This window comes from Pseudomonas sp. PVC-3-1, from assembly GCF_057444315.1.
In genome coordinates this window covers 755,487-780,435 of sequence record NZ_CM172023.1, presented here as the reverse complement: position 1 = coordinate 780,435, position 24,949 = coordinate 755,487, and the positions used below count along the sequence as shown (strand labels likewise).

The window sequence follows — 24,949 nt, the reverse complement described above, 5'->3', positions numbered from 1 at the left end:
GTCCGCTCCTACGAAAGCCCTCCCCCCGCGCCTGATCGTCGCACTGCTCTCGCCTGAAATTTCCTACTTTTCCTGCCATCAATGCCCCGCCAATCGTCGGCTTTACGCATCTTTTCCTACGCCTTCGGCTCAACCGTCTATCGTTTCCGTCTGGGGTCTCCTGACACAAGATATTGATGGTGATCAGGAATCTATGCCTACATATGGGGTCTACTCGCGCTCCATTTGCGCCTGCCACCCAACCGACAGGAGGTTATTTCTCGGATGGCCAAGACCGATGCGCGCCAACGCGGCGCCGACCAAGGAGTTCTCGCCCTGCAGCCTGCCTCGCAGGACATCTGGGACAGCAAGTACCGCCTCAAGCACAAGAGCGGCAAACCTATCGATGGCAGCGTCGACGAGACCTGGCAGCGCGTCGCCCGTGCCCTCGCCGACGTCGAGGCCAACAAGGCACTGCGCGAACACTGGTACGAGCGCTTCCTCTGGGCCCTGCGCAACGGCGCCATTCCGGCTGGGCGGATCATTTCCAACGCCGGTGCCCAGGGGCACAAGCCGGCCACTTCGACCATCAATTGCACCGTCTCGGGGATCATCCGCGACTCCATGGACGACATCCTGGAGAAGGTCCACGAGGCTGGACTGACCCTGAAGGCCGGCTGCGGCATCGGCTACGAATTCAGCACCCTGCGCCCGCGCGGCGCCTACGTCTCCGGCGCCGGTGCGCACACCAGCGGGCCGCTGTCGTTCATGGATATCTACGACAAGATGTGCTTCACCGTCAGCTCCGCCGGCGGGCGGCGCGGCGCGCAGATGGGCACCTTCGACGTCAGCCATCCGGACGTGCGCGAGTTCATCCGCGCCAAGCGCGAAGACGGCCGCCTGCGCCAGTTCAACCTCAGCCTGCTGATCACCGACGGTTTCATGAACGCCGTCGAGGACGACGAAGACTGGCCGCTGGTGTTCCCGATCCACCAGAAGGAACGCGACGAAGTCGACCTGAACGACGCCGAGGCAGTGGTCTGGCGCGACTGGCCGTCGCACGACGACTACCTGGTGGGCGACGACGGCCGTGTGGCCTGCAAGGTCTACGGGCGAGTCAAGGCGCGGCACCTTTGGGACATGATCATGGTGTCCACCTATGACTACGCCGAGCCGGGCTTCATCCTGATCGACCGGGTCAACGAGATGAACAACAACTGGTGGTGCGAGGCGATCCGAGCGACCAACCCCTGTGGCGAGCAGCCGCTGCCGCCCTATGGCTCGTGCCTGCTGGGCTCGGTGAACCTGACCACCTTCGTGGTCGATGCCTTCGGCGACAACGCGCGCTTCGACTGGGAGCGCTACCGCGAAGTGGTCCGCGTGTTCACCCGCATGCTCGACAACGTGGTGGAGATCAACGGCCTGCCGCTGGAACAGCAACGCGCGGAAATCCTCGGCAAGCGTCGCCACGGCATGGGCTTCCTCGGTCTGGGCTCGGCGCTGACCCTGCTCAAGCTGCGCTACGGCAGCCCGGAAGCCTGCGTGTTCACCGAAGAAGTGGCGCGCGAGATGGCCCTGGTGGGCTGGGAAGTGGCGCTGGAACTGTCCCGCGAGAAAGGCCCGGCGCCGGTGTTGGTGAAGGAATACGAGGTCACCGCCGAGATGCTGCGCAAACGCCCGGAAATGAAGGCCGATGGCCTCAAGGTCGGCGACAAGGTGGCGGGCCGCGTCCTGCACGCCAAATACTCGCGCTACATGCAGCGCGTCGCCGAGCACGCGCCGCAGCTGATCGAGGAGCTGGCCGAGCACGGTGCGCGCTTCACCCACCACAGCTCCATCGCGCCCACCGGCACCATCAGCCTGAGCCTGGCCAACAACGCCTCCAACGGCATCGAGCCGAGCTTCGCCCACCATTATTCGCGCAACCTGATCCGCCCCGGCCGCAAGACCAAGGAAAAGATCTCGGTCTTCAGCTACGAGTTGCTGGCCTACCGCGACCAGGTGGACCACCACGCCGTGCCGGGTGCGGAAGAAGAGAAGCACCGCCTGCCGGACTACTTCATCACCGCCGACGACATCACCCCGCAGCAGCACGTGGATATCCAGGCCGCCGCGCAGAAGTGGATCGACTCGTCGATCTCCAAGACCGCCAACGTCCCTACCGACTACCCGTTCGAGGACTTCAAGGACATCTACCTCTACGCCTGGCGCCAGGGCCTGAAGGGCTGCACCACCTTCCGCTTCAACCCGGCTGCCTTCCAGGGCGTGCTGGTGAAGGAATCGGACCTGGAGAAGACGGTGTATCGCTTCGAGCTGGAAGACGGCAGCGTGGTGGAGCTCAAGGGCAACGAGGAAGTGGAGTACGACGGCGAGATCCATACCGCCGCCAATCTTTTCGACGCCTTGAAAGAAGGCTATTACGGCAAGTACTGATACCCCTGGAGAAAGTGATGAGCGTCAAGATCAACCAGAAGATCAAAGGCTTCCAGGTGGTGGACGTGGCCGAGGAAAAGGCCCGCGTGGAAGCCGCCGCGGCAGCCGCCGTGGTGAAGATGGATGAAACCCTGCAACGGCCGGAGCTGCTGGTCGGTGCGACCTACAAGATCAAGTCGCCGCTGTTCGAGCACGCGCTGTACGTGACCATCAACGACGTGGTGCTCAACCCGGATACTCCGTACGAGCAGCGCCGGCCCTTCGAGATCTTCATCAACTCGAAGAACATGGATCACTTCCAGTGGATCGTCGCGCTCACCCGGATCATGTCCGCAGTGTTCCGCAAGGGTGGCGACTGCACCTTCCTGGTGGAGGAGATGAAGGCGGTGTTCGACCCGCGTGGTGGCTACCTGAAGCGCGGCGGCATTTATATGCCGTCCATCGTTGCCGAGATCGGCGCGGTGATCGAGCGCCATATGGTCGCCATCGGCCTGATGGAAGGCCCGCAACTGGACGAGGAGCAGCGCCTGTACCTCGCCGAGAAGCGCGCCGCCTATGAAGCCGCGCAGGGCACCAACAAGGCCGAACCCGGCGAAGGCTTCCCCGCTGGCGCTCAACTGTGCGGCAAGTGCAACACCATGGCGGTGGTGCAGATGGATGGTTGTGCCACCTGCCTGAACTGTGGGCACTCGAAATGTGGGTGAGCGGGAGGCTCTGCGACGCATGCGTCGCCCCGCGAACGCCTGGCCATGGATGGCCGGGCCGGGGTTGACCTTGAGCAGGGGCGCAACGGCAGGGATGCCAGCTCCGAATTAGATATTTATGCCTGCATGCGGCGTCGCCCCGCGAACGCTTGGCCATGGATGGCCGGGCCGGGGTTGACCTTGAGCAGAGGCGCAACGGCAGGGATGCCAGCTCCGAATTAGATATTTATGCCTGCATGCGGCGTCGCCCCGCGAACGCCTGGCCATGGATGGCCGGGCCGGGGTTGACCTTGAACAGAGGAGCAACGGCAGGGATGCCAGCTCCGAGCTAGATATTTACGCCCCCCCGCTTCACACCGGACTGCTCTTCTGTAGGAGCGAGCTTGCTCGCGAACCAAACCCACTCCGGGGCCGTTCGCGAGCAAGCTCGCTCCTACAGGTCCCGCGTCGCGATCAAACTCAGGGTCACAACGCAAACGGCAGATGAATTCCCACCGTCTGCCGCTGCGCCAGGCGCCGCTCGAGCTCTTCCGGATCATGGATCAGCACGTCCTGCCCGGCGAATGCCTCGGCCGCGATCAGCCGCGACAGCCAGAAGCGCACGCAAGCCACCCGCAGCATCTCCGGCCATAGCTCGGCTTCCAGCGCGGTGAACGGCCGCTTGGCCGCATAGGCCGCCAGCAGGGCGCGGGCGCGCGGACTGTCGAGGGCGCCGTCCTCGGTCGAGCACCAGTCGTTCACGGTGATCGCCAGGTCGTAGAGCATCCAGCCGGAACTGGCGTTGTAGAAGTCGATCACTCCTGCCAGGTGCGGGCCGTCGAACAGCACGTTGTCGCGGAACAGGTCGGCGTGCAGGTTGGCGCGCGGCAGCGCCGGTTGTTCGGCGAGCAGGCGGGCTATTTCTTCCAGGGCATCGCCCAGCAGCGTGGCCGCAGCGCCGGAAAGGTGCGACTGCATCGTCTCGCCTTCATGCAGCATCCAGCTCAGGCCGCGGTCGCTGGGGCGTTCGATGATCCGTTCACGGGTCGCCAGGTGCAGGCGCGCCAGCAGGTTGCCGACTTCCTGGCAGTGATGGTTGTTCGGCGAGCGTTCGTGACGGCCGGACAGGCGCGGTTGCAGCAGCGCCGGCTTGCCTTCGAGCTGGCGCAGCGCTTCGCCGTCTTTCGTGCGCAGGGCATAGGGGACCGGCAGATCGGCTTCGTGCAGCACGTCGAGCAGTTCGATGAAGAACGGCATCTCCTGCACAGGGCCGCGTTCCACCAGGGTCAGGACGAACTCGCCCTGCTCCAGGCTGACGAAGAAGTTGCTGTTTTCCGACCCTTCGGCGATGCCGCGGAAATCGCGCAGGCGGCCAAGGCCGTAGGGGGCGAGGAAGTCTTCGAGAACCGGACGGTCCAGAGGCGTGAATACCGACATGCTCAAACCTCTGGAGCGTCGTGGGTGGATGGGGTTACCAGCTGAAGATCTGCCACTGCGGAATCAGCTTGTCGGGCTGGTCCGAGCGGATGAAGTTGCCGTCGCTGCCGTCCTGGCGCACCAGGAAGTACGGCTTGCCGTGCTTGGGCACGACCTTGATGGCGTAGAGGAATCCGTTCACGCGGTATTCCTGGATGGTCTTGTCGCCCTCCTGGCGGATGGTCACATCCGGCTCCGGCGTCGGGGCGTCGTCCGCCGCCATGACGGAAGTCGCGCCAAGACCCAGTAGAGCGGCGAGCAACAGGCGGTTCAACGTACGCATGATAACCTTGTCCCTTTGTCGAATTGGCTACGGACATTTTAGCCCGAGCCCTTCTGAAAAGGTTGATTCCCCTCATGAGCCAAGCACCCCTCGTCCTCGTGGACGGCTCGTCCTATCTGTATCGCGCTTTCCATGCCCTGCCGCCGCTGATGACCTCCACCGGCATGCCCACGGGTGCGGTGAAGGGCGTGCTGAACATGCTCAAGAGCCTGCGCAAGCAATACCCGGACAGCCCCTTCGCGGTGGTCTTCGATGCCAAGGGTGGGACCTTCCGCGACGAGATGTTCGCCGAATACAAGGCCAACCGCCCGTCGATGCCGGACGACCTGCGCGTGCAGGTTGAGCCGTTGCACGCCACCGTGCGCGCCCTCGGCCTGCCACTGCTCTGCGTGGAAGGCGTGGAAGCGGATGACGTGATCGGCACCCTGGCCCGGCAGAGCGCGGCCGGAGGCCGGGCGGTGGTGATCTCCACCGGCGACAAGGACATGGCACAGCTGGTCGACGGGCACATTACGCTGGTCAACACCATGACCGGTAGCACGCTCGACGTGGATGGCGTGAAGGAGAAATTCGGTGTCGGTCCTGAGCTGATCATCGATTACCTGGCGCTGATGGGCGACAAGGTCGACAACATTCCGGGCGTGCCCGGTGTCGGCGAGAAAACCGCCCTCGGCCTGCTCACCGGCGTGGGTGGCGGCCTGGATGTGCTCTACGCCAGCCTGAACAAGGTGCCCGAGCTGCCTATCCGCGGCGCCAAGGGCCTGCCGGCCAAGCTCGAAGAGCACAAGGACATGGCCTACCTGTCCTACAAGCTCGCCACCATCAAGTGCGATGTCGAACTGAACATCGAGATCGATGCCCTGCACCCCGGCGAGCCGGACCGCGAGGCGCTGACCGAGCTGTACCGCACCCTGGAATTCAAGACTGGGCTGGACGACCTTCAGCGCCAGGCGGCCAAGGCCGGAACTTCCCAGCTGGCACTGGAGGAAGCCCCGGCTGCCGCAGCGGAGAAACATTACGAGATCGTCCTGGAACAAGCCCAGTTCGACGCCTGGCTGAAGAAGCTGGAAGCCGCCGACCTGATCGCCTTCGATACCGAGACCACCAGCCTCGACCCGCAGCAGGCGCAGGTCGTCGGTGTGTCCTTCGCAGTAAAAGAAGGCGAGGCCGCCTATGTGCCGCTGGCCCACAGCTACATGGGCGTGCCGGCGCAGTTGGACCGCGACGCCGTGCTCAAGGCGCTCAAGCCGCTGCTGGAAGACCCGAAGAAGCGCAAGGTCGGCCAGCATGCCAAGTACGACATGAACGTCCTGGCCAACGCCATGACGCCTATCGCTGTGCAGGGCATCGCCTACGACACCATGCTCGAATCCTACGTGCTGGACTCCACCGCGACCCGCCACGACATGGACAGCCTGGCGCTGAAGTACCTGGGCCACAGCACCATCCGTTTCGAGGATATCGCCGGCAAGGGCGCCAAGCAGCTGACCTTCGACCAGATCGCCCTGGAACAGGCCGGCCCCTACGCCGCCGAAGACGCCGACGTCACCCTGCGCCTGCATCAGACCCTCTGGCAGAAACTGGAGGCCATCCCGTCGCTGGCCAAGGTCCTGACCGAGATCGAGATGCCGCTGGTGCCGGTGCTGGCGCGTATCGAGCGCAACGGCGCGCTGGTCGATGCCAACCTGCTGGGCAAGCAGAGCGTCGAGCTGGGCGAGAAGATGGTCGAGTTGCAGCGCCAGGCCTACGACCTGGCGGGTGAGGAGTTCAACCTCGGCTCGCCCAAGCAGCTGGGCGCCATCCTTTATGAAAAGCTCGGCCTGCCGGTGCTTTCCAAGACCGCCACCGGCCAGCCGTCCACCGCCGAGAACGTTCTTGCTGAGCTGGCCGAACAGGATTACGAGCTGCCCAAGGTGATCATGCAGTACCGCTCCATGAGCAAGCTCAAGAGCACCTACACCGACAAGCTGCCGGAGCAGATCAACCCGCGCACCGGGCGCATCCACACCAGCTACCACCAGGCGGTGGCGGCGACCGGTCGGCTGTCCTCCAGCGACCCGAACCTGCAGAACATCCCGATCCGTACCGCCGAGGGCCGGCGCATCCGCCAGGCCTTCGTCGCGCCCAAGGGCTACAAACTGCTGGCGGCGGACTACTCGCAGATCGAGCTGCGCATCATGGCCCACCTGGCCAAGGACGAAGGTCTGCTGGATGCCTTCCGTCATGACCGCGACGTGCACCGCGCCACCGCCGCTGAAGTCTTCGGTGTGCCGCTGGACGAGGTCACCGGCGACCAGCGCCGCAGCGCCAAGGCGATCAACTTCGGCCTGATCTACGGCATGAGCGCCTTCGGCCTGGCCAAGCAGATCGGCGTCGAGCGCAAAGAGGCGCAGGCCTATATCGACCGCTATTTCGCCCGCTACCCAGGCGTGCTGGCCTATATGGAGCGCACCCGCGCCCAGGCCGCCGAGCAGGGTTTTGTCGAGACGCTGTTCGGCCGCCGCCTGTACCTGCCGGAAATCGCCTCGAAGAACGGCGCCATGCGCAAGGCGGCCGAGCGCACCGCGATCAACGCACCCATGCAGGGCACGGCGGCGGACATCATGAAACGCGCGATGGTGGCTGTGGATAACTGGCTGCAGGAGAGCGGCATCGATGCCCGCGTCATCCTCCAGGTGCACGACGAACTGGTGCTGGAAGTGCGCGAAGACCTGCTCGAACAGGTCCGTGATGGCATTCGGCCGCTGATGAGCGGTGCAGCGGAACTGGACGTGCCGCTGGTCGTCGAAGTCGGTGTGGGAGCGAATTGGGACGAGGCCCACTGACGACTGGACGAACGGTCACAAGGCCCGCCAGCCGGGCCTTCTGGCACGATTGTTCAGGCACGTTCAGGCCGCCCCGAAAAAATCTTTTGTGACCTGCTGAACTTTCCCGCGAGGAGCCGAGTCAGAACTCGTGAATGGCTGGTGAAGCCCTTCGATGCTCCTTTGCAGTGTTTAGTGTTGGCAGATTACTGGACCCCGCCCTAGCGGTCCGGACTTAAACCCCGAACTTCCCCCTCCCCATACGAAGCTCGGGGTTTTTTTTGCCTGCGATTTGGCCTCAGGCCTCCTCGCTGGCCTCCTCTTCTTCCTCGTCCAGCAGCCCCAGCCAGCCGGCCAGGACCAGCTGCGCCTCCTCCACGCCCTGGCGCTTGGGCGCCGAGAACAGTTGCAGCGTGGCGACATCGCCCCAGCCGTCGAGGATTTCCTTGCGGGTCTTGAGCAGCGCGTTCTTCGCCGCGCCATAGGCCAGCTTGTCGGCCTTGGTCAGCAGCACGTGGATCGGCAGCTGGCTGGCCTGCGCCCAGTCGAGCATCAGGCGGTCAAAATCGGTCAGCGGATGGCGGATATCCATCATCAGCACCACACCGGCTAGCGCATTGCGGCTGGAGAGATAAGCTTCCAGGTGCTGCTGCCAGTGCAGCTTCAGCGGGATCGGCACCTTGGCGTAGCCGTAGCCGGGCAGGTCGACCAGGCGGCGTTCGTCATCCAGGCGGAAGAAGTTCAGCAACTGGGTGCGGCCGGGAGTCTTGGAGGTCCGCGCCAGGTTCGCGTGGGTCAGCGCATTCAGCGCGCTGGACTTGCCCGCGTTGGAGCGGCCGGCGAAGGCGACTTCCAGGCCGGAGTCTTCCGGGCACTGGTTCACCTTGGCGGCGGAAATGAGGAAAGTGGCCTGTTGGCAGAGGCCGAGAATCGGGTTTTTCGTAGCGTTATTCGAGGGCATGGGTAACTTCGCGGCGGGTGCGACGCGGTGTCGCGGGGGGCGGTTTCGTTTCCGTTTGGGCATCTGAAGTATATAATGCCGCGGATTTTGTGTGCGCTTTATCCCCCAGGGTCGAGCCACACGGGAACGTTGGAGTCCGCGCAATCAAGAACGCGGATGTTCCCTGCGATGAGGATAATCATGAAGAAACTGCTGTTCGCAGCCATCGTTGCCGCGCTGGCGTCCAGCGCCCTGGCGGCCCAGGATCCGGAAGCCGTTTTCAACAGAGCCTGTGGCGCCTGCCACAATGGTCAGTTGCCAATGGCGCCGAAAAAGGGCGACGCCACCGCTTGGAAGCCACGCCTGGACAAGGGCATGGACACGCTGGTGCAACATGTGACCAACGGTTTCAACGCGATGCCGCCTCGCGGCCTGTGCACCGACTGCAGCGCCGAGGATTACCAGACAATTATCCAGTGGATGTCGAAGTAACTTCTCTGGCCTTACTCTTTCACCCTTAGCCGTTATTGGATTAGCTGATGAACAAATTGATCGTGAGTCTGCTGTTGACCCTGGGTCTTGTCGGTGTGGCGCACGCCGCTGGCGATGCCAAGGCCGGTCAGGCGAAAGCTGCTGTCTGTGGTGCCTGCCACGGCGCCGATGGCAACAGCATGGCGCCCAACTTCCCGAAACTGGCCGGGCAGGGTGAGCGTTACCTGCTCAAGCAGATGCACGACATCAAGGACGGCAAGCGCACCGTGCTGGAAATGACCGGCCTGCTGACCAACCTGAGCGATCAGGACCTGGCAGACATCGCCGCCTACTTCTCCAGCCAGAACGGCAGCGTCGGCGCCGCCGATCCCAAGCTGGTCGCGCAGGGTGAAGCCCTGTTCCGCGGCGGCAAGCTCGCCGAAGGCATGCCGGCCTGCACCGGTTGCCACAACCCGGCTGGCCAGGGCAACGCCGAAGCCGGCTTCCCGCACCTGGGTGGCCAGCACGCCGCCTACACCGCCAAGCAGCTGACCGCGTTCCGCGAAGGCGAGCGCACCAACGACGGCGACGCCATGATCATGCGCAGCATCGCTGCCAAGCTGTCCAACAAGGACATCGCCGCGATCTCCAGCTACATCGAAGGCCTGCACTAAGCAGCCGTCGGGCGGTAACGCCAGATCGAAAAATCGCTTCGAAAAAAAGGGTGGCCTCGGCCACCCTTTTTTGCACCCGCCCCCACTACAATGCTGGAACCGTGTCTGGCCCCTCCGGTCAAACCGCTTCATCCCGTCGCGCACAGCGTGGCGGTTCCGTTCAGCCAAGGAGTGAACCATGCGTAACCTGATTTTCACCGCCGCTCTTGCCTTCGCCGGCCTGTTCGCCGTCAACGCGAACGCCGCCGACTTCGAAGCGGGCAAGAACTACACCGAGCTGAACCAGGCCGTCCCGGTCTCCCAGCCCGGCAAGATCGAGGTGGTGGAGCTGTTCTGGTACGGCTGCCCGCATTGCTACGCCTTCGAACCGACTATCAATCCGTGGGTCGAGAAGCTGCCGGCCGACGTTCACTTCGTGCGCCTTCCGGCCATGTTCGGCGGCCTGTGGAACATCCACGGCCAGCTGTTCCTGACCCTGGAATCCATGGGCGTGGAGAAGAAGGTGCACCACTCGATCTTCGAGAAGCTGCACAACAACCCCAAAGCCCTGACCACCCCGGAAGAAATGGCTGAGTTCGTCGCCGAACAGGGCGTGGACAAGGACAAGTTCCTGAGCACCTACAACTCCTTCGCCATCAAGGGTCAGATCGAGAAAGCCAAGAAACTGGCGATGGCCTACCAGATCAGCGGCGTGCCGACCATGGTGGTCAATGGCAAATACCGCTTCGACATCGGCTCGGCCGGTGGCCCGGACGAGGCGCTGCAACTGGCCGACCAGCTGATCGCCAAGGAACGCGCCGGCGCCAAGGCTGCCCAGTAAGGTCCGACGACGATGCTGCGCCGGCGGACTCGTGATCGTGTCGCAGGGGCCTGCGTCCCGCGGGTGAATGCTGCCCACGGGACCGCCGCCGGCCTGCCCGATGATGGCCGACTCCGCCTGCTCAGCTTCAACATCCAGGTGGGCATCAGTACCGAAAGGTATCGCCATTACCTGACCCGTGGCTGGCAGCACCTGCTGCCGGCCGCCGGGCGCGCCACCAACCTGCAGCGCATTGGCGAACTGCTCCACGACTATGACGTGGTCGCCTTGCAGGAAGCCGACGGCGGCAGCATCCGCTCAGGCAACATCAACCAGGTCGAACACCTGGCCCAGCTCGGTGCCTTCCCCTACTGGTACCAGCAGCTCAACCGCAATCTCGGGCGCATCGCCCAGCACAGCAACGGCCTGCTCAGCCGCCTGCAGCCCACCGCCCTGGAAGACCATCCGCTGCCCGGCCCGCCCGGACGCGGTGCGATCCTCATGCGCTTCGGCGAAGGCAAGGACGCGCTGGCCGTGGTGATGATGCACCTGGCCCTTGGCGCGCGGACCCGCACCCGCCAGCTCGCCTACATCCGCGAGTTGCTGCAGGACTACCGCCATCACGTGCTGATGGGCGACATGAACACCCACGCCACCGACCTGCTGGAAAGCTCGCCGCTGCGCGACCTCCAGCTCATCGCCCCGCAGGTCGAGGCCACTTTCCCCAGCTGGCGCCCACAGCGCTGTCTGGACCACATCCTGCTCAGTTCCGAGCTGGCGCTGGAGCGCGTCAGTGTCCTCCCGCACCCGATTTCCGACCACCTGCCCGTGGCCGTGGAAATCCGCCTGCCGGATGCCCTGCGTTCGTCCTCGTCGCTCGCCTTGCGCGGCGAGGCCCCTGAATGAGTCGCGACGACGACCAACGCTGGAAACAGAAGTACCTGGACAACCTCGAGCAGCAGGAGAAGCTCGAGCGCCGCTGGGACGCCCGACTGGACCTGCTGCGCCGCGGTCTGGTGCGCAGCAGCCTGGCCGCCGAAGGCAGCGACAAGGCAGTGGATGCCTGCATGAAGGAGCTGCGCGAAGTGCTGCGCCGCGACGACATGGACGCCGGCCTGTCGCGCCTGATCCCGCAGCTGGAAAAGGCCGTGCTCGACTCCGAGCAGCGCCGCCAGCAGCGCATCGAACAGAATGTCGCCGCGCTCAGCCAGCTGTCGCAGCAACTGCTATCCCTGGATATGCCGGGAGACGTGCGCAAGCCGCTCAAGCGGCTGTCCAAGGACATACCCAGCCGCGGCAGCTCCTCCCGCGAGCTGCCTGCACTGCTCAGCGAGCTGAGCCGCCTGCAGCGCCAGGTGCTGGATCATTTCGGCGATGGTGGCGGCGAGCAACGCCCCGGCCTCCTGCAGCGACTGTTCGGCAGCCGTGACAGCGATGCAGCGGACGAGTCTGAGTCGGTGCCCAGCACCCCGGCGGCCCCGGCAGTGGCCGCCGTTGTAGCCGAAGCAGCGGTAGACGCGCCCGTGCCGGCCGAGACCCAATCCGCTGCACCTGCACCTGCACCTGCACCTGCACCTGCACCTGCACTGGCGGATGTCGCCGTTGCTGAACCCGCTGCCCAGCCGGTGGCGCAAGTCGCAGAGGCAGCCATCGCCCTGGCGCCCGAACCTGCGCCTATGCCCGAGCCGGCTGAACAGCCAAAGCCGCGTGCGCTGACGGCGGCGGTCAGCCCGGCTCCTGTCGCAGAACCTGCCGCCCACGGCGATTGCGCGCTGCTCGACAGTCTGCCCGTGCCGCCAGGGCTGTTCGGCACGCCGGAAGACGCGCACCAGGCCAACGATCCCTATGCCTTGCCGCCGCGCCCCGAGCCCGGCTACAGCGCCGTGGCGCCGCACATCGAGGCGAGCCTGCTGCGCCTGCTGGACGAGATGCACCTGCCGGCGGCCCAGCAGATCCAGGCCGACGCGTTGCGCTCGCGCATCCACGGCAGCCTCAACTGGTACGAACTGGTGCCGGTGCTGGATGACCTGGGCATGCTCGTGCTGTCGCTCAACGACAGTGGCCAGCACGAGTTCGAAGGCTACCTGCACCAGCTCAACGAACGCCTGGGCGCCTTCCTCGACGGTCTGCAGGCGGTGCAGGAGAACCACAGCGGCTCCAGCTCCAGCGCCCGCGACCTCGACGACACCCTGCGCGAACAGGTCAGCGGCCTGAAGGAAAGCGTGCTGGAGGCCACCGACCTGGAAGGCCTCAAGCGCAATGTCGAATCCCGCCTGCAGGGCTTGGTCGGCACCATGGACCGCTTCCGCGAGGAGCGGGAGGTCCGTGAACGCGAAGTGGGCGAGCACATCCAGTCGCTGGTGACCCGCGTCGCCAGCATGGAAGAGGAAGCCCGCACCTTCCAGGCGAACATCGAAGACCAGCGCCAGAAGGCCATGACCGACGCACTGACCGGCCTGCCCAACCGCGCGGCGCTGACCGAACGGCTGGACCTGGAAGTCTCGCGCTGGCAGCGCTACGGCGGCGACCTGCTGCTGGCGGTGCTGGACGTCGACCACTTCAAGCGGATCAACGACGATTTCGGCCACCTCGCCGGCGACAAGGTGCTGAAGATCATCGCCAACGAACTGGCCAAACGTGTGCGCAAGACCGATTTCATCGCCCGCTACGGCGGCGAGGAGTTCGTCGTGCTGCTGCCCGCTACACCTCTGGACGGCGGGCAGCAATTGCTCGACGTGCTGCGCGGCGCCATCGAAGCCTGCCCCTTCCACTTCAAGGGCGAACGCCTGAGCATCACCTGCTCGGCGGGCCTGACGGCATTCCGCGAAGGCGAGCGCGCCGACACCGTCTTCGAACGGGCCGACCAGGCGCTGTACCGCGCCAAGCGCGGCGGACGCAACCGCCTCGAAGTCGATTGATCGCATTCCGCTTCCTGTAGGAGCGAGCTTGCTCGCGAACCAGGCCATCGCGGACAAAGTCCGCTCCTACAAGAGCTGCAAACCTCGTAGGAGCGGACTTTGTCCGCGATGATCGTCGGCAGCGACGAGTTCGCGAGCAAGCTCACTCCTACAGAAAAGCGTCTCCGCCCATGCGGGAAATTCTTGACGAACGAAAGAACTTGGGTTTTGATTCGCACAAATATCTTTCGAATCGAAACTTAATCGTCCATGTCGAAACGCAATACGCCCCAACGCCGCCACGACATCCTGGCGCTGCTCTCCGAACAGGGCGAAGTCAGCGTGGACGATCTCGCGCGCCGCTTCGCCACCTCCGAGGTGACCATCCGCAAGGACCTGGCCGCCCTGGAAGGCAACGGCCTGCTGCTGCGTCGCTACGGTGGCGCGGTGCCGATGCCCCATGAACTGATCGCCGAGCCAAGCCAGCCGCTGTCGCGCTACAAGCAGGCCATCGGCCGTGCGGCAGCCGCCTGCATTCGCGAGCATGCGCGGATCATCATCGACAGCGGCAGCACCACCGCCGCGCTGATCCCGGAACTGGGCCGCAAGCCCGGCCTGGTGGTGATGACCAACTCCCTGAGCGTGGCCAACGCTCTGCGCGAACTGGAGCGCGAGCCGGTGCTGCTGATGACGGGTGGCACCTGGGACCCGCACTCTGAGTCGTTCCAGGGCCAGGTGGCTGAGCAGGTGCTGCGCTCCTACGATTTCGATCAGCTGTTCATCGGCGCTACCGGGCTCGATCTCGAGCGTGGTACGACAACCTTCAACGAACTGCTGGGCCTGAGCCGGGTCATGGCCGAGGTCGCCCGCGAGGTGATCGTCATGGCCGAGGCCGACAAGCTGGGCCGGCGCATTCCCAACCTGGAGCTGCCCTGGAGCAGCGTCCAGACCCTGATTACCGACGAACGCCTGAGCGATGAAGCGTTCGAACTGATCCAGGCGCGCGGCGTGAAAGTGATCCGCGCGCGCTGCGAAGACTGACAGGAGACTCAAGCCATGTGTGGAATCGTAGGCGCCATCGCCGAGCGCAATATCACCCCGATCCTCGTCGAAGGCCTCAAGCGCCTGGAATACCGTGGCTATGACAGCGCCGGTGTGGCAGTGATCCAGGCCGACGGCTCGCTGGACCGCCGCCGTCGCGCGGGCAAGGTTTCCAGCCTCGAGCAAGCCATCACCGAACAGCCGCTGGTGGGCCGCCTGGGCATCGCCCACACCCGCTGGGCCACCCATGGCGCGCCCACCGAGGCCAACGCCCACCCGCACTTCTCCCACGGCGAAGTGGCGGTGGTGCACAACGGCATCATCGAAAACTTCGAGCCCCTGCGTGAAATGCTCAAGGCGCGTGGCTACGAATTCACCTCGCAGACCGACACCGAGGTCATCGCCCACCTGTTGCACCTGCGTCTGGGCGAGCTGGGCGACCTGACCGTCGCGCTCAAGGCCGTGGTCAAGGAACTGCATGGCGCCTATGGCCTGGCGGTGATCAGCAGCAAGCAGCCCGACCGCATCCTCGCCGCCCGTAGCGGCAGCCCGCTGGTGGTGGGCCTGGGCCACGGTGAGAACTTCCTCGCCTCTGACCAGCTCGCCCTGCGCCAGGTGACCGACCGCTTCATCTATCTGGAAGAAGGCGACATCGCCGAAATCCGTCGCGACGGCCTGCAGCTGTGGGACGTCAACGGCAACCCCGTGCAGCGCGAGGAAGTGCGCTATCACGAGGGCGCCGAGGCGGCGGACAAGGGCGGCTACCGCCACTTCATGCTCAAGGAAATCCACGAGCAGCCGGCCGTGGTGCAGCGCACCCTGGAAGGCCGCCTGGGCGCCCAGCAGGTGCTGGTGGACAATTTCGGCCCGCAGGCCCGTGAGCTGCTGGCCAAGGTGCGCACCGTGCAGATCGTTGCCTGCGGCACCAGCTACCACGCCGGCATGGTCGCCCGTTACTGGCTGGAAAGCCTGACCGGCATTCCCTGCCAGGTCGAAGTCGCCAGCGAGTTCCGCTACCGCAAGGTCGCGGTACACCCGGACTCCCTGTTCGTCACCATCTCCCAGTCCGGCGAGACGGCCGACACCCTGGCCGCGCTGCGCTACGCCAAGGAACTGGGCTTCCTCTCCAGCCTGGCGATCTGCAACGTCGCCACCAGCTCGCTGGTGCGCGAGTCGGACATGACCCTGCTGACCAACGCCGGCCCGGAAATCGGCGTGGCTTCCACCAAGGCCTTCACCACCCAGTTGGTCGCCCTGCTGCTGCTGACCCTGGGCATCGGCCAGGTGCAGAAGCGCCTGAACGACGGCGTCGAAGCCGAGCTGGTGAACGAACTGCGCCGCCTGCCGACCCACCTGGAAGAAGCCCTGTCCATGGACAAGGTGGTGGAGAAGATCAGCGAGCTGTTCGCCGAGAAGCACCACACCCTGTTCCTTGGCCGTGGCGCGCAGTACCCGGTGGCAATGGAAGGTGCGCTGAAGCTCAAGGAAATCTCCTATATCCACGCCGAGGCCTACCCGGCCGGTGAGCTCAAGCACGGCCCGTTGGCGCTGGTCGACGCCGACATGCCGGTGGTCACCGTCGCGCCGAACAACGAACTGCTGGAGAAGCTCAAGTCCAACCTGCAGGAAGTCCGGGCCCGTGGCGGCGAGCTGGTGGTCTTCGCCGAAGGTGGCAGCGGCATCAGCGATGGCGAGGGCACCCACGTGGTAGGCATGCCGGCGATCCATGACTGCCTGGCGCCGATCCTCTACACCGTGCCGCTGCAGCTGCTGTCCTACTACGTTGCCGTGCTCAAGGGCACCGACGTCGACCAGCCGCGCAACCTGGCCAAGTCAGTGACGGTGGAGTAAGTCGGTGTCGGTGGAATAAGCCGATCAGCGCGCAGGCGTAACGAGAAAGGTCCCTTCGGGGGCCTTTTTTCGTTTCAGGGTGCGGAATTCGGAGAGGAAGCGAGGGGAAGATCAACATTCCCCCGGTGCCTGCACGTCCGGGGGTGTGGACGGGGCACCGAGGCCAGGCGGCTTGAGCCGCTACACGAGGGGAATGGAAATCGACCTTGTCTTGTGGACAAGGTCGGGCTCCGGCCCTGCGAGGGGTACCTGACAAGTCTCCCGCAGGGCGGGGAGCGGGGCCAACGATAGAAGCTGGCTACTGGCCGGTCAATCGGAAACGACAAACGCGCGTTTGTGAGTGTCCGATATTCGAACCGAAAGGCCCGGTCCAGGCCGCGGATTTCGTTAGCCGGCTATCGGAAGCGTCTATACTGTTTCTGATTGTGTCAGTGGAAATTGCCTTGCGGCGATTCACTGGCAAGGGCGGCGAGGGAGTTCCGTCCTCACGTCCGGGATGCAGTAAACCGACAAGAGAATCCCCATGAACGCACCTGCCGCACCGCAGTATTCCGCCCACGAGCGCCGCTCGCGCATCCTCGCCATCGTCGGCGCCTCCTCGGGCAACCTGGTGGAGTGGTTCGACTTCTACGTCTACGCCTTCACCGCCCTGTACTTCGCCCACGCCTTCTTCCCGTCGGACGATCCGACGGTGCAACTGCTCAATACCGCCGGGGTGTTCGCCGCCGGCTTCCTGATGCGCCCCATCGGTGGCTGGCTGTTCGGCCGCATCGCTGACAAGAAGGGCCGCAAGACCGCGATGATGATCTCGGTGCTGATGATGTGCGGCGGCTCGCTGGCGATTGCGGTGATGCCCACCTATGCCACCATCGGCGTCGCGGCGCCGGCGTTGCTGCTGCTGGCGCGGCTGTTCCAGGGCCTTTCCGTAGGCGGCGAGTACGGCACCAGCGCGACCTACATGAGCGAAGTGGCGCTCAAGGGGCAGCGCGGCTTCTTCGCCTCCTTCCAGTACGTGACCCTGATCGGAGGGCAGTTGCTGGCCGTGCTGGTGGTGGTGATCCTTCAGCAACTGCTGACCACCGATGAGCTGAAGGAATGGGGCTGGCGGATTCCCTTCGTGGTTGGCGCCATCACCGCGGTGATTGCCTTCTACCTGCGCCGCTCGCTGAGTGAAACGGCCAAGGAATCCAACCTCAACCGCAAGGAGTCGGGCACGCTCACCGAACTGTTCACCCACCACAAGCGCGCCTTCTTCACCGTGCTCGGCTTCACCGCCGGCGGTTCGCTGATCTTCTACACCTTCACCACCTACATGCAGAAGTACCTGGTGAACACCGCCGGGATGGACCCGAAGGTGGCCAGCGGCGTGATGACCTTCGCACTGTTCTGCTACATGTGCATGCAGCCGCTGTTCGGCGCGTTGTCCGACCGCATCGGCCGCAAGACCTCGATGCTCTGGTTCGGCGCCCTGGGCATGCTCTGCACCTGGCCGATCCTTGCGGCGTTGAAGACCGTCAGCAGCCCCTACGCGGCGTTCGGCCTGATTATCCTGGCGATGGCCATCGTCAGCCTGTACACCTCCATCAGCGGCCTGATCAAGGCAGAGATGTTCCCGCCGCAGATCCGCGCCCTGGGCGTGGGCCTGTCCTACGCGGTGGGCAACGCGATCTTCGGCGGCTCCGCCGAATACGCCGCGCTGGGCCTGAAGAGCATCGGCCAGGAAGAGGTGTTCTACATCTACGTCTCGGTCATGTGCGGCGTGGCGCTGCTGTTCTGCCTGCTGCTGCCGGACCTGCGCAAGGTCAGCTACCTCAACGATGAGGACTGACCCTGCGCGATTCGCTAGTCGTTGCCCCGCCCGCGCAAGGCGTGGTCGGGCAGCGACAGGGCGATCAGCAGGGCCAGGGCGCCGAAGCCTGCGTTGATCAGGAACAGGTGCCCGAACACACCATCCAGCGTGAGCCGCTGCGCCTCGTGGCCGGCTCCGCTGAGGCTGGCCAGCAGCGCGCTGGCCGACAGCCCGTGACCTGCCTCGCCCGCCAATGGCTGCAGCATTGCCAGCAGCAGCGCGGACATCAGTGCGATCCCCACCGCGCCGCCCAGTGAGCGAAACAGCGTGATATTGCTGGTTGCCACACCCAGGTGCTTCGCCTCCACCGCGCTCTGCGCCGCCACCAGGCTGGTGGGGAACTGCGTGCCGGCGGCGATGCCGGTCAGCAGCATGCAGATTCCCGAAACGAGGTAGGCACTCGGTGGTGTCAGTGCCAGACCGGCAATCGCCAGGGGCATCAGCAGACCGCCACCGACGATCTGCGGCTTGTAGCGGCCGATGATCGCGGTAAGCCGGCCGCAGCAGTAGGCGCCGATCGGCACGCCCATGGCCAGCGGCAGCAGGTGGAGTGCCGCGCTGTCCGCGCCGGCGCCGGTCACCGACTGGAAGCGCAGTGGCACCAGCACCGACAGCGAGATGACCTGGAAGCTGGCGAAGAAGCTGATCAGCCAACTGAGGGTGGCTGCGCGAATACCGAACAGATGCATCGGCACCAGCGGCTCCGGCGCGCGGCGCTCCTGCAGTACGAACAGTGCGATCAGAACCAGCGCGGCGGCAAACAGCGCGAGCATCTGCGGGTCGTTCCAGCGCGCGCCCTGGCCGACCTCGGTGATCGCCAGCAGCAGGCTGCCCAGGCCCGCGATCATCAGCATCGTGCCGAGGTAGTCGATCACCGGCTTGCGCCCCGGCACCGGCAGGCCGCGCAGGGTGCGGCGCGAGACGGCGAGAGCGACCAGGCCCACCGGCAGGTTGATCAGGAATACCCAGCGCCATGACAGGTATTCGGTGAGTACGCCGCCCAGCACAGGGCCGGCGATGCTCGCTACCGCGTACATGCTGCTGAAGTAACCCTGGTAGCGGCCGCGTTCGCGGGGCGGGACGATGTCGCCGATGATCGCCTGGCTCACCGACATCATGCCGCCCGCGCCGATGCCCTGCAGGACGCGGGCGAGCACGAGCTGCTCCATGCTCTGGGCGGCGCCGCAGAGCAGCGAGGCGACGGTGAACAGGCCGATAGCGAACAGCATCAGCACGCGCCGGCCGTAGAGATCGCCGAGCTTGCCGTAGATCGGCATGGAGATGGTCATCGCCACCATGTAGCCGGAGATGACCCAGGCCAGCAGGTCGAAGTCGCCGAAGCCGGCGGAGATCGCCGGCAGGGATACGGCGACGATGGTCTGGTCGAGCGCACCGAGGAAGATCGCCAGCATCAGCCCCACCAGCACGGTGCGAACCGCCGGACGTGGCTCGGAGAAGGTAGTCAAGACAGCCCCCTTGGACGGCAGAGGTCCTCCGGTCGGAATGCGTGCGGAGGGGGCCACAGTGTAGTGCAATGGAGTGACGATCCGTCACACCGGCGTCATCGTTACTGGTCAGGAAAGGCTCTATCTCAGGGATGGCAACGATAGGTGGCGAAGCGGCTGCTACGCTTGCGTAGCGAACTATTCTTTCGTGCAAGGGCCTGTGCACTCTTTTTTGGAACGCTTGCGCGCGACGCACGCTCCATTGCAGAGAATCGACAGGTCCGCCGCTGCGGTCGGAGCCCGATAGTTTTTCGCGGCCAGGCCATAGGCGAAGACTATAGAGGTGCTGGTCTATAGTTCTTCAGCCCTGTGACCAGGAGGTGTGCATGAAAGCCAATCTGCCCTCTGAGTTGCTGTCCCTGCAGTTGCCGTTGCGTATCCGCATCGGCGAGGCCCAGGCGTTCGACCTTGGCCCCGATCCGCAGGTAACTCTCGTTGTGCGCGACCCTACGCTGCTGACCGAGATCACCCACCCCAGCCTCGATATCCTCGGTCGCGCCTATGTGGAGAACCGCATGGACATCGAAGGGCCGATGCAGGAAGTGATCGCCACTGCCGATGCCCTGAGCGCGGCGCTGGGCGATGACGACGGCGATACCGACTACGTGCGCGAAAGCCACGACAAGGCCACCGACGCCGAAGCCATCCACTACCATTACGACCTGTCCAACGCGTTCTACCAGCTCTGGCTCGATCCGGAGATGGTGTATTCCTGCGCCTACTACGAGACCGGTACCGAGGACCTGGCCACCGCCCAGTTGGCCAAGCTGCGCCACCTCTGTCGCAAGCTGCGCCTGAAGCCAGGCGAGAAGCTGCTCGACGTCGGCTGCGGCTGGGGCGGGCTGGCGCGCCTGGCAGCGCGAGAATTCGGCGTGGAGGTGCATGGCATCACCCTCAGCGAGGAGCAGCTCAAACTCGGTCGCGAGCGGGTCAAGGCCGAGGGCCTGGAAGGCAAGGTGACCCTGGAGTTGCGCGACTACCGCGACCTGCCGCGTGACGGCCGCTACGACAAGGTGGTCAGCGTCGGTATGTTCGAACACGTCGGCCACGCCAACCTGGGGATCTACTTCCAGCACCTGTACGACGCGGTGCGGCCGGGCGGGCTGGTGATGAACCACGGCATCACCTCCAGCAACACCGACGGGCGTCCGGTGGGGCGCGGCGCTGGCGACTTCATCGACCGCTACGTATTCCCCCACGGCGAGCTGCCGCATCTGTCGCTGGCCGTCGCTCGCATGAGCGAGGCGGGGCTCGAAGTGGTCGACGTCGAAGGGCTGCGCCTGCACTACGCGCGCACCCTGGACTTCTGGAGCGCCAACCTCGAAGCCAAGCTGGCCGACGCGGCCAGACTGGTGCCCGACCAGGCCCTGCGCATCTGGCGCCTGTACCTCGCCGGTTGCGCTTACGGCTTCAAAAAGGGCTGGATCAACCTGCACCAGATTCTCGCCAGCAAGGCGCATACCGACGGCGGCCATGAGGCACCCTGGAGCCGCCGCGACATCTACGCCTGAGCCTGTTCAGGGACCGCCATCGGGCCCGGCTTGCCGGGCCCGATGCGTTTCCGGCACGGAGCAAAAGGCTTGCATCGAGCAGCTCGGGAAGCTAAACCCCCTTTCCCCACTGACTCTTTGGTAGATGAATCATGGTGAACTTCTTCCCGGACCTGTCCCTCGTCGAACTCTCGCCCGCACAGGCGCCCTGGCCGTTGCTGCTCAAGGCCGACCCCAGCCGCGAACAGATCGAGAGCTATCTGCGCGACTCCCGCCTGCTGGCGCTGAACGAGGCGGATTCCGTGCGCGGCGTGCTGACGCTGACTCCCCGTGAGCCCGGCGTCGCCGAGATCACCAGCCTTGCGGTGGAAGACGAATGGCAGGAGCGCGGCCTGGGCCGTCGCCTGTTGCTGGCGGCCATCGAGCAGGCACGCGAGGCGGGTTTGCAGCGCCTGACCATCGCCACCGGCAACTCCAGCCTGGCGCAACTGGGCCTGTACCAGCGCCTGGGCTTCCGCATCGTTGGCATCGAGGCGGATCACTTCGTGCGGCATTATCCCGAGCCCATTTACGAGAACGGCATCCAGTGTCGCGACCAGATTCGCCTGGCGCTCGACCTCGGCGTCTAGTCGCGCCTCCAGCGACTCACCGCTACCGCATCATGGGCGTGCAGGCTTTCCGCATGCACCACGCGCACCTCGAAGCCTGACACCTCGTTGCGCTGCAGCAGCGCTCGGTGCAGCCGGCGTGCGGCGTCCTCGCAGAACATCAGGTTCTGCCCATTGGCCAGGGCGAAGGCCTGTTCGTCGGCACGCTTCACCGCCGTCTGCACGGCGGTGCCGAGGGCGTCTTCGGCGTGGTCGATCAGCTCGCTGAACGCGAATGCCTGTGCGGTCGGGTCGAGTTGCAACCTCAACTGTGCCTCGCTGCGCTGGCTGTGCGGCGTGGCGACTATGCCCTGCGGGCTGCCGAGCCAGGCGCGAACCTCGCTGGCCTTCAGCGGACCCGCGGCGAAGTCGGCGTCGAAGCGCTCCTGGATCAGTTGGCGCGCCAGTGCCGCCGAGCAGGGGCAGGTAGAGGAATAGGGCAGGCTCAGACGCAACTCCAGCTGCAGCGCGTCGTCCTCCAGTTGCGCGTGGACCTCGCAGGGGTAGCGCTTCCAGCCATTCAGCGGGCTGACCAGCGCCGGTCGCCGCAACATCAGCTCGAAACGCAGTGCCAGGCTGGCGCGGCGGGAGAGCTGCGCGTGGCTGCGGAGAAACTGCTTCAGCAGGTCACGCAGCAGAGCGGGTGAAAGCTCCGTTTGCGCCAGTGTCTCCAGCGCCAGGTACAGCCGGGACATGTGAATGCCGCGCGCCTCTGCTTCGTCGAGGCTGACGCCGGCATCGGCATACGCGGCAACACGCTCGCCCGAGATACGCAGCGGCACGGCGATGCCCTGCATGCCGACCCAGTCGAGCGGGATGGGCAGGCGGGTGGATTGGCAGGCGATATCGGGGAGCAGGGCGGTCATGGGCGGGTCACGGCTGGCGATTGTTATAATATAACGTATTTGCTTCCCGCCGATCGCGCAATGGGCTCGTCAACGTTCCTGTTGCTTGCACCCGCTGACCCGGCCGCAGGTCAGGCGAGCGCTGTCGCCCGAGGAGCTGCTGAAGCGGCTGATGTTGGTCCAGCCGATGCCGCGGCTGGTGCCGACCCACACCTGGCCGTCGCTGGTCACGCCGCTGAAGAAGGTCAGGCTGCCATAACGCGTGCCCGTCTGCGCCCAGCGCCGTCCGCTGCTTGCCTCGACACCACGCAGGTAAGTGTCGTGGCCCTGGGTGGCGACGCTGTAGAGATTCCCCGAATCGTCCATGCAGGCCAGTACCGAAGCTGACCAGGCGCAGCGCGCCGGTTCCTCGCCGGGGAAGGGCAGCGGCGCGGAGCCGCTGGCGTGGGCGAAGGGGGAAAACAGGCACAGCAGCAGGGCGCGGCGCAGCATCGAAGGTCTCGGCAGGCGGGTGGAGCAGGGTTCGGTATCGCACGTCGGCAGGCTATTGTCGAGCGTGCATTGTTATAATATAACATAAAAGATCACTCCCTTCCGGAGACGGTCATGACCGAACAGGAGCTGCTCGCCCAGCCTGGCGAGGCCTACATGAGCGAGGCGCAACAGGGCTATTTCCGCGCACTGCTGCTGGATCAGCGCGCCGAGCTGCAGGTCCGCATCGAAGAAGAGTTCCAGGCACTTCAGGACCCCGAGCGGGCCAGCGACGAAGCCGATGTCGCCAGCCGCGAGGAGTCGCGCCAGTGGCAACTGCGCCTGCTGGAGCGCGAGAAGAAGCTGCTCGACAAGATCGACCAGGCGCTGGAGCGCCTGGCCCGGGGCGATTACGGCTGGTGCGAGGAAACCGGCGAACCGATCGGCCTGCGCCGCCTGCTGCTGCGCCCCACCGCCTCGCTGTGCATCGAGGCCAAGGAGCGCCAGGAACGGCGCGAACTGCACGTCCGCGAAGCCTGAATTTCCTGGAGAAGCCCACCGTGAACGCCCCACTCCCCGTAACTGTCCTGTCCGGCTTCCTTGGCGCCGGCAAGAGCACGCTGCTCAACCATGTGCTGAAGAACCGCGAGGACCTCAAGGTCGCGGTCATCGTCAACGACATGAGCGAAATCAACATCGACGGCCGCGAGGTGCAGCGTGACGTCAGCCTCAACCGGGGCCAGGGGCGCCTGGTGGAGATGAGCAACGGCTGCATCTGCTGCACCCTGCGCGAGGACCTGCTGGAAGAGGTCAGCCGACTCGCCGGCGAAGGTCGCTTCGACTACCTGCTGATCGAGTCCACCGGCATCTCCGAGCCGCTGCCGGTGGCCGAGACCTTCACCTTCCGCGATGAGCAGGGCCGCAGCCTGTCGGACCTGGCGCGGCTGGACACGCTGGTGACGGTGGTCGACGGGCTGAACTTCCTCGCCGACTATCAGGGCGCCGACAGCCTCGCCGAGCGTGGCGAAACCCTCGGCGAGGACGACGAGCGCTCGCTCAGCGACCTGCTGGTGGAACAGGTGGAGTTCGCCGATGTGATCCTGGTGAGCAAGATCGACCTGATCGGCAGCGCCGAGCGTGACGAGTTGCTGGCGATCCTGCGCCGTCTCAATCCCGATGCCGATATCCAGCCCATGGTCATGGGCCAGGTGCCGCTGGCGCGCATCCTCGACACCGGCCGCTTCGACTTCCAGCGCGCCGAGCGCGCGCCGGGATGGCTCAAGGAGTTGCGCGGCGAACACCTGCCGGAGACCGAGGCCTATGGCATCTCCTCGGATGTCTACCGGGCGCGCCGGCCGTTCCACCCGCAGCGCTTCCATGACTTTCTCGCCCAGCCCTGGAGCAACGGCCGGCTGCTGCGCTCGAAGGGGTTCTTCTGGCTCGCCAGCCGCTATCGCGAGGCCGGCAGCTGGTCCCAGGCCGGCGGCCTGATGCGCCATGGCCTGGCCGGGCGCTGGTGGCGCTTCGTCCCGCGCGAACATTGGCCGCAGGACACCACCGAGCTGCAGGGTGTGCTGCGCCACTGGCGCGAGGACAGCGGCGATTGCCGCCAGGAACTGGTGTTCATCGGCCAGAACCTGGACTTCCAGCGGCTGTTCGGCGAGTTGGACCACTGCCTGCTGGATGATGACGAGATGGCCGCCGGCACTACTGCCTGGAAGCGCCTGCCCGATCCCTTCGAACCCTGGGAGGCCAGCGCGTGATGCACATCTGAATCCGCCTACATCCGCTCCAGACCCGACTGTTGGGTA

Annotated in this window: 21 protein-coding genes; 15 read left to right on the top strand and 6 right to left on the bottom strand. The window is 65.3% G+C overall.

What is annotated here, in order from left to right:
- The first annotated feature begins 264 nt into the window (after positions 1–264).
- Positions 265–2,412, top strand: coding sequence for an adenosylcobalamin-dependent ribonucleoside-diphosphate reductase (locus AC2T4A_RS03775; RefSeq protein WP_486742760.1), 2,148 nt, complete (start codon positions 265–267; stop codon positions 2,410–2,412).
- Positions 2,413–2,426: 14 nt separating this feature from the next.
- Entirely contained in the window at positions 2,427–3,116 is a 690-nt protein-coding gene (locus AC2T4A_RS03770) for a TSCPD domain-containing protein (protein ID WP_416743878.1), read from the top strand.
- Between the two features lie 465 nt (positions 3,117–3,581).
- On the opposite strand, the gene AC2T4A_RS03765 is transcribed toward AC2T4A_RS03770, so the two are convergent.
- Together AC2T4A_RS03765 and AC2T4A_RS03760 are read right to left on the bottom strand one after the other, a co-directional pair.
- Positions 3,582–4,532, bottom strand: coding sequence for a homoserine kinase (locus tag AC2T4A_RS03765; RefSeq protein WP_486742759.1), 951 nt, complete (start codon positions 4,530–4,532; stop codon positions 3,582–3,584).
- A gap of 34 nt (positions 4,533–4,566) precedes the next feature.
- Complete coding sequence (locus AC2T4A_RS03760) at positions 4,567–4,854, bottom strand: DUF2782 domain-containing protein (RefSeq protein ID WP_024766803.1); 288 nt, start codon at positions 4,852–4,854, stop codon at positions 4,567–4,569.
- Between the two features lie 74 nt (positions 4,855–4,928).
- On the opposite strand from AC2T4A_RS03760, the gene polA reads away from it, so the two are divergent.
- Positions 4,929–7,679: a DNA polymerase I gene (polA, locus tag AC2T4A_RS03755; protein WP_486742758.1), complete on the top strand. Its 2,751-nt coding sequence runs from the start codon at positions 4,929–4,931 to the stop codon at positions 7,677–7,679.
- A gap of 277 nt (positions 7,680–7,956) precedes the next feature.
- Here the strand turns inward: polA and yihA are convergent, their stop codons facing one another.
- Positions 7,957–8,619 (bottom strand): ribosome biogenesis GTP-binding protein YihA/YsxC, encoded by a 663-nt coding sequence (gene yihA / locus AC2T4A_RS03750; protein ID WP_486742757.1) that lies wholly within the window; start codon positions 8,617–8,619, stop codon positions 7,957–7,959.
- Positions 8,620–8,799: 180 nt separating this feature from the next.
- Between yihA and AC2T4A_RS03745 the strand changes: the two genes are divergently transcribed.
- The 8 genes from AC2T4A_RS03745 (at position 8,800) to AC2T4A_RS03710 (ending at position 18,159) form a co-directional block, all read left to right on the top strand.
- A complete protein-coding gene (locus AC2T4A_RS03745; RefSeq protein WP_024766806.1) occupies positions 8,800–9,090 on the top strand; it encodes a c-type cytochrome in 291 nt (96 codons plus the stop codon).
- A gap of 47 nt (positions 9,091–9,137) precedes the next feature.
- On the top strand, positions 9,138–9,743 hold the full coding sequence (locus tag AC2T4A_RS03740) for a c-type cytochrome (RefSeq protein ID WP_017521245.1): 606 nt from the start codon (positions 9,138–9,140) through the stop codon (positions 9,741–9,743).
- Between the two features lie 178 nt (positions 9,744–9,921).
- Positions 9,922–10,563, top strand: coding sequence for a thiol:disulfide interchange protein DsbA/DsbL (locus AC2T4A_RS03735; protein WP_416743871.1), 642 nt, complete (start codon positions 9,922–9,924; stop codon positions 10,561–10,563).
- A gap of 12 nt (positions 10,564–10,575) precedes the next feature.
- Positions 10,576–11,448, top strand: a complete 873-nt coding sequence (locus AC2T4A_RS03730) for an endonuclease/exonuclease/phosphatase family protein (protein WP_416743869.1) — start codon at positions 10,576–10,578, stop codon at positions 11,446–11,448.
- Complete coding sequence (locus AC2T4A_RS03725; protein ID WP_486742756.1) at positions 11,445–13,460, top strand: GGDEF domain-containing protein; 2,016 nt, start codon at positions 11,445–11,447, stop codon at positions 13,458–13,460. The genes AC2T4A_RS03730 and AC2T4A_RS03725 overlap by 4 nt, the downstream gene beginning before the upstream one ends.
- Before the next feature lie 249 nt (positions 13,461–13,709).
- The gene (locus tag AC2T4A_RS03720) at positions 13,710–14,480 is read left to right on the top strand and encodes a DeoR/GlpR family DNA-binding transcription regulator (RefSeq protein WP_486742755.1); all 771 of its coding nucleotides are present in this window, start codon (positions 13,710–13,712) and stop codon (positions 14,478–14,480) included.
- 15 nt (positions 14,481–14,495) lie between these two features.
- On the top strand, positions 14,496–16,331 hold the full coding sequence (glmS, locus tag AC2T4A_RS03715; protein ID WP_416743863.1) for a glutamine--fructose-6-phosphate transaminase (isomerizing): 1,836 nt from the start codon (positions 14,496–14,498) through the stop codon (positions 16,329–16,331).
- Between the two features lie 523 nt (positions 16,332–16,854).
- Complete coding sequence (locus AC2T4A_RS03710) at positions 16,855–18,159, top strand: MFS family transporter (protein ID WP_486742754.1); 1,305 nt, start codon at positions 16,855–16,857, stop codon at positions 18,157–18,159.
- 14 nt (positions 18,160–18,173) lie between these two features.
- On the opposite strand, the gene AC2T4A_RS03705 is transcribed toward AC2T4A_RS03710, so the two are convergent.
- The gene (locus AC2T4A_RS03705) at positions 18,174–19,592 is read right to left on the bottom strand and encodes an MDR family MFS transporter (protein ID WP_478377017.1); all 1,419 of its coding nucleotides are present in this window, start codon (positions 19,590–19,592) and stop codon (positions 18,174–18,176) included.
- 419 nt (positions 19,593–20,011) lie between these two features.
- On the opposite strand from AC2T4A_RS03705, the gene cfaB reads away from it, so the two are divergent.
- Both cfaB and AC2T4A_RS03695 read left to right on the top strand, forming a co-directional pair.
- Entirely contained in the window at positions 20,012–21,196 is a 1,185-nt protein-coding gene (gene cfaB, locus AC2T4A_RS03700) for a C17 cyclopropane fatty acid synthase CfaB (RefSeq protein WP_416743857.1), read from the top strand.
- A 131-nt stretch (positions 21,197–21,327) separates the two neighbouring features.
- Positions 21,328–21,804 carry a GNAT family N-acetyltransferase gene (locus tag AC2T4A_RS03695; protein WP_478376846.1) on the top strand — a complete coding sequence of 159 codons (477 nt, stop codon included), beginning with the start codon at positions 21,328–21,330 and terminating at the stop codon, positions 21,802–21,804.
- Here AC2T4A_RS03695 and folE2 read toward each other — a convergent pair.
- Positions 21,801–22,688 carry a GTP cyclohydrolase FolE2 gene (folE2, locus tag AC2T4A_RS03690; protein ID WP_486742753.1) on the bottom strand — a complete coding sequence of 296 codons (888 nt, stop codon included), beginning with the start codon at positions 22,686–22,688 and terminating at the stop codon, positions 21,801–21,803. The two genes, AC2T4A_RS03695 and folE2, sit on opposite strands and share 4 nt — an antisense overlap.
- Before the next feature lie 69 nt (positions 22,689–22,757).
- Positions 22,758–23,159 carry a hypothetical protein gene (locus AC2T4A_RS03685; RefSeq protein WP_486742752.1) on the bottom strand — a complete coding sequence of 134 codons (402 nt, stop codon included), beginning with the start codon at positions 23,157–23,159 and terminating at the stop codon, positions 22,758–22,760.
- 114 nt (positions 23,160–23,273) lie between these two features.
- Between AC2T4A_RS03685 and dksA the strand changes: the two genes are divergently transcribed.
- Positions 23,274–23,678, top strand: coding sequence for an RNA polymerase-binding protein DksA (gene dksA, locus AC2T4A_RS03680; RefSeq protein WP_478376843.1), 405 nt, complete (start codon positions 23,274–23,276; stop codon positions 23,676–23,678).
- A 20-nt stretch (positions 23,679–23,698) separates the two neighbouring features.
- The gene (zigA, locus tag AC2T4A_RS03675) at positions 23,699–24,901 is read left to right on the top strand and encodes a zinc metallochaperone GTPase ZigA (RefSeq protein ID WP_486742751.1); all 1,203 of its coding nucleotides are present in this window, start codon (positions 23,699–23,701) and stop codon (positions 24,899–24,901) included.
- The last annotated feature ends 48 nt before the right edge of the window (positions 24,902–24,949 follow it).

What these genes read in the sequence shown, in the direction of transcription:
- AC2T4A_RS03705 (WP_478377017.1), bottom strand. Translation starts at nt 19,592, where the DNA reads ATGCTGGCGATCTTCCTCGGTGCGCTCGACCAGACCATCGTCGCCGTA.
- AC2T4A_RS03745 (WP_024766806.1), top strand. Translation starts at nt 8,800, where the DNA reads ATGAAGAAACTGCTGTTCGCAGCCATCGTTGCCGCGCTGGCGTCCAGC.
- AC2T4A_RS03720 (WP_486742755.1), top strand. Translation starts at nt 13,710, where the DNA reads ATGTCGAAACGCAATACGCCCCAACGCCGCCACGACATCCTGGCGCTG.
- AC2T4A_RS03735 (WP_416743871.1), top strand. Translation starts at nt 9,922, where the DNA reads ATGCGTAACCTGATTTTCACCGCCGCTCTTGCCTTCGCCGGCCTGTTC.
- AC2T4A_RS03760 (WP_024766803.1), bottom strand. Translation starts at nt 4,854, where the DNA reads ATGCGTACGTTGAACCGCCTGTTGCTCGCCGCTCTACTGGGTCTTGGC.
- folE2 (WP_486742753.1), bottom strand. Translation starts at nt 22,688, where the DNA reads ATGACCGCCCTGCTCCCCGATATCGCCTGCCAATCCACCCGCCTGCCC.
- AC2T4A_RS03740 (WP_017521245.1), top strand. Translation starts at nt 9,138, where the DNA reads ATGAACAAATTGATCGTGAGTCTGCTGTTGACCCTGGGTCTTGTCGGT.
- dksA (WP_478376843.1), top strand. Translation starts at nt 23,274, where the DNA reads ATGACCGAACAGGAGCTGCTCGCCCAGCCTGGCGAGGCCTACATGAGC.
- cfaB (WP_416743857.1), top strand. Translation starts at nt 20,012, where the DNA reads ATGAAAGCCAATCTGCCCTCTGAGTTGCTGTCCCTGCAGTTGCCGTTG.
- polA (WP_486742758.1), top strand. Translation starts at nt 4,929, where the DNA reads ATGAGCCAAGCACCCCTCGTCCTCGTGGACGGCTCGTCCTATCTGTAT.
- AC2T4A_RS03725 (WP_486742756.1), top strand. Translation starts at nt 11,445, where the DNA reads ATGAGTCGCGACGACGACCAACGCTGGAAACAGAAGTACCTGGACAAC.
- AC2T4A_RS03685 (WP_486742752.1), bottom strand. Translation starts at nt 23,159, where the DNA reads ATGCTGCGCCGCGCCCTGCTGCTGTGCCTGTTTTCCCCCTTCGCCCAC.
- AC2T4A_RS03765 (WP_486742759.1), bottom strand. Translation starts at nt 4,532, where the DNA reads ATGTCGGTATTCACGCCTCTGGACCGTCCGGTTCTCGAAGACTTCCTC.
- AC2T4A_RS03710 (WP_486742754.1), top strand. Translation starts at nt 16,855, where the DNA reads ATGAACGCACCTGCCGCACCGCAGTATTCCGCCCACGAGCGCCGCTCG.
- AC2T4A_RS03775 (WP_486742760.1), top strand. Translation starts at nt 265, where the DNA reads ATGGCCAAGACCGATGCGCGCCAACGCGGCGCCGACCAAGGAGTTCTC.
- AC2T4A_RS03730 (WP_416743869.1), top strand. Translation starts at nt 10,576, where the DNA reads ATGCTGCGCCGGCGGACTCGTGATCGTGTCGCAGGGGCCTGCGTCCCG.
- yihA (WP_486742757.1), bottom strand. Translation starts at nt 8,619, where the DNA reads ATGCCCTCGAATAACGCTACGAAAAACCCGATTCTCGGCCTCTGCCAA.
- glmS (WP_416743863.1), top strand. Translation starts at nt 14,496, where the DNA reads ATGTGTGGAATCGTAGGCGCCATCGCCGAGCGCAATATCACCCCGATC.
- AC2T4A_RS03695 (WP_478376846.1), top strand. Translation starts at nt 21,328, where the DNA reads ATGGTGAACTTCTTCCCGGACCTGTCCCTCGTCGAACTCTCGCCCGCA.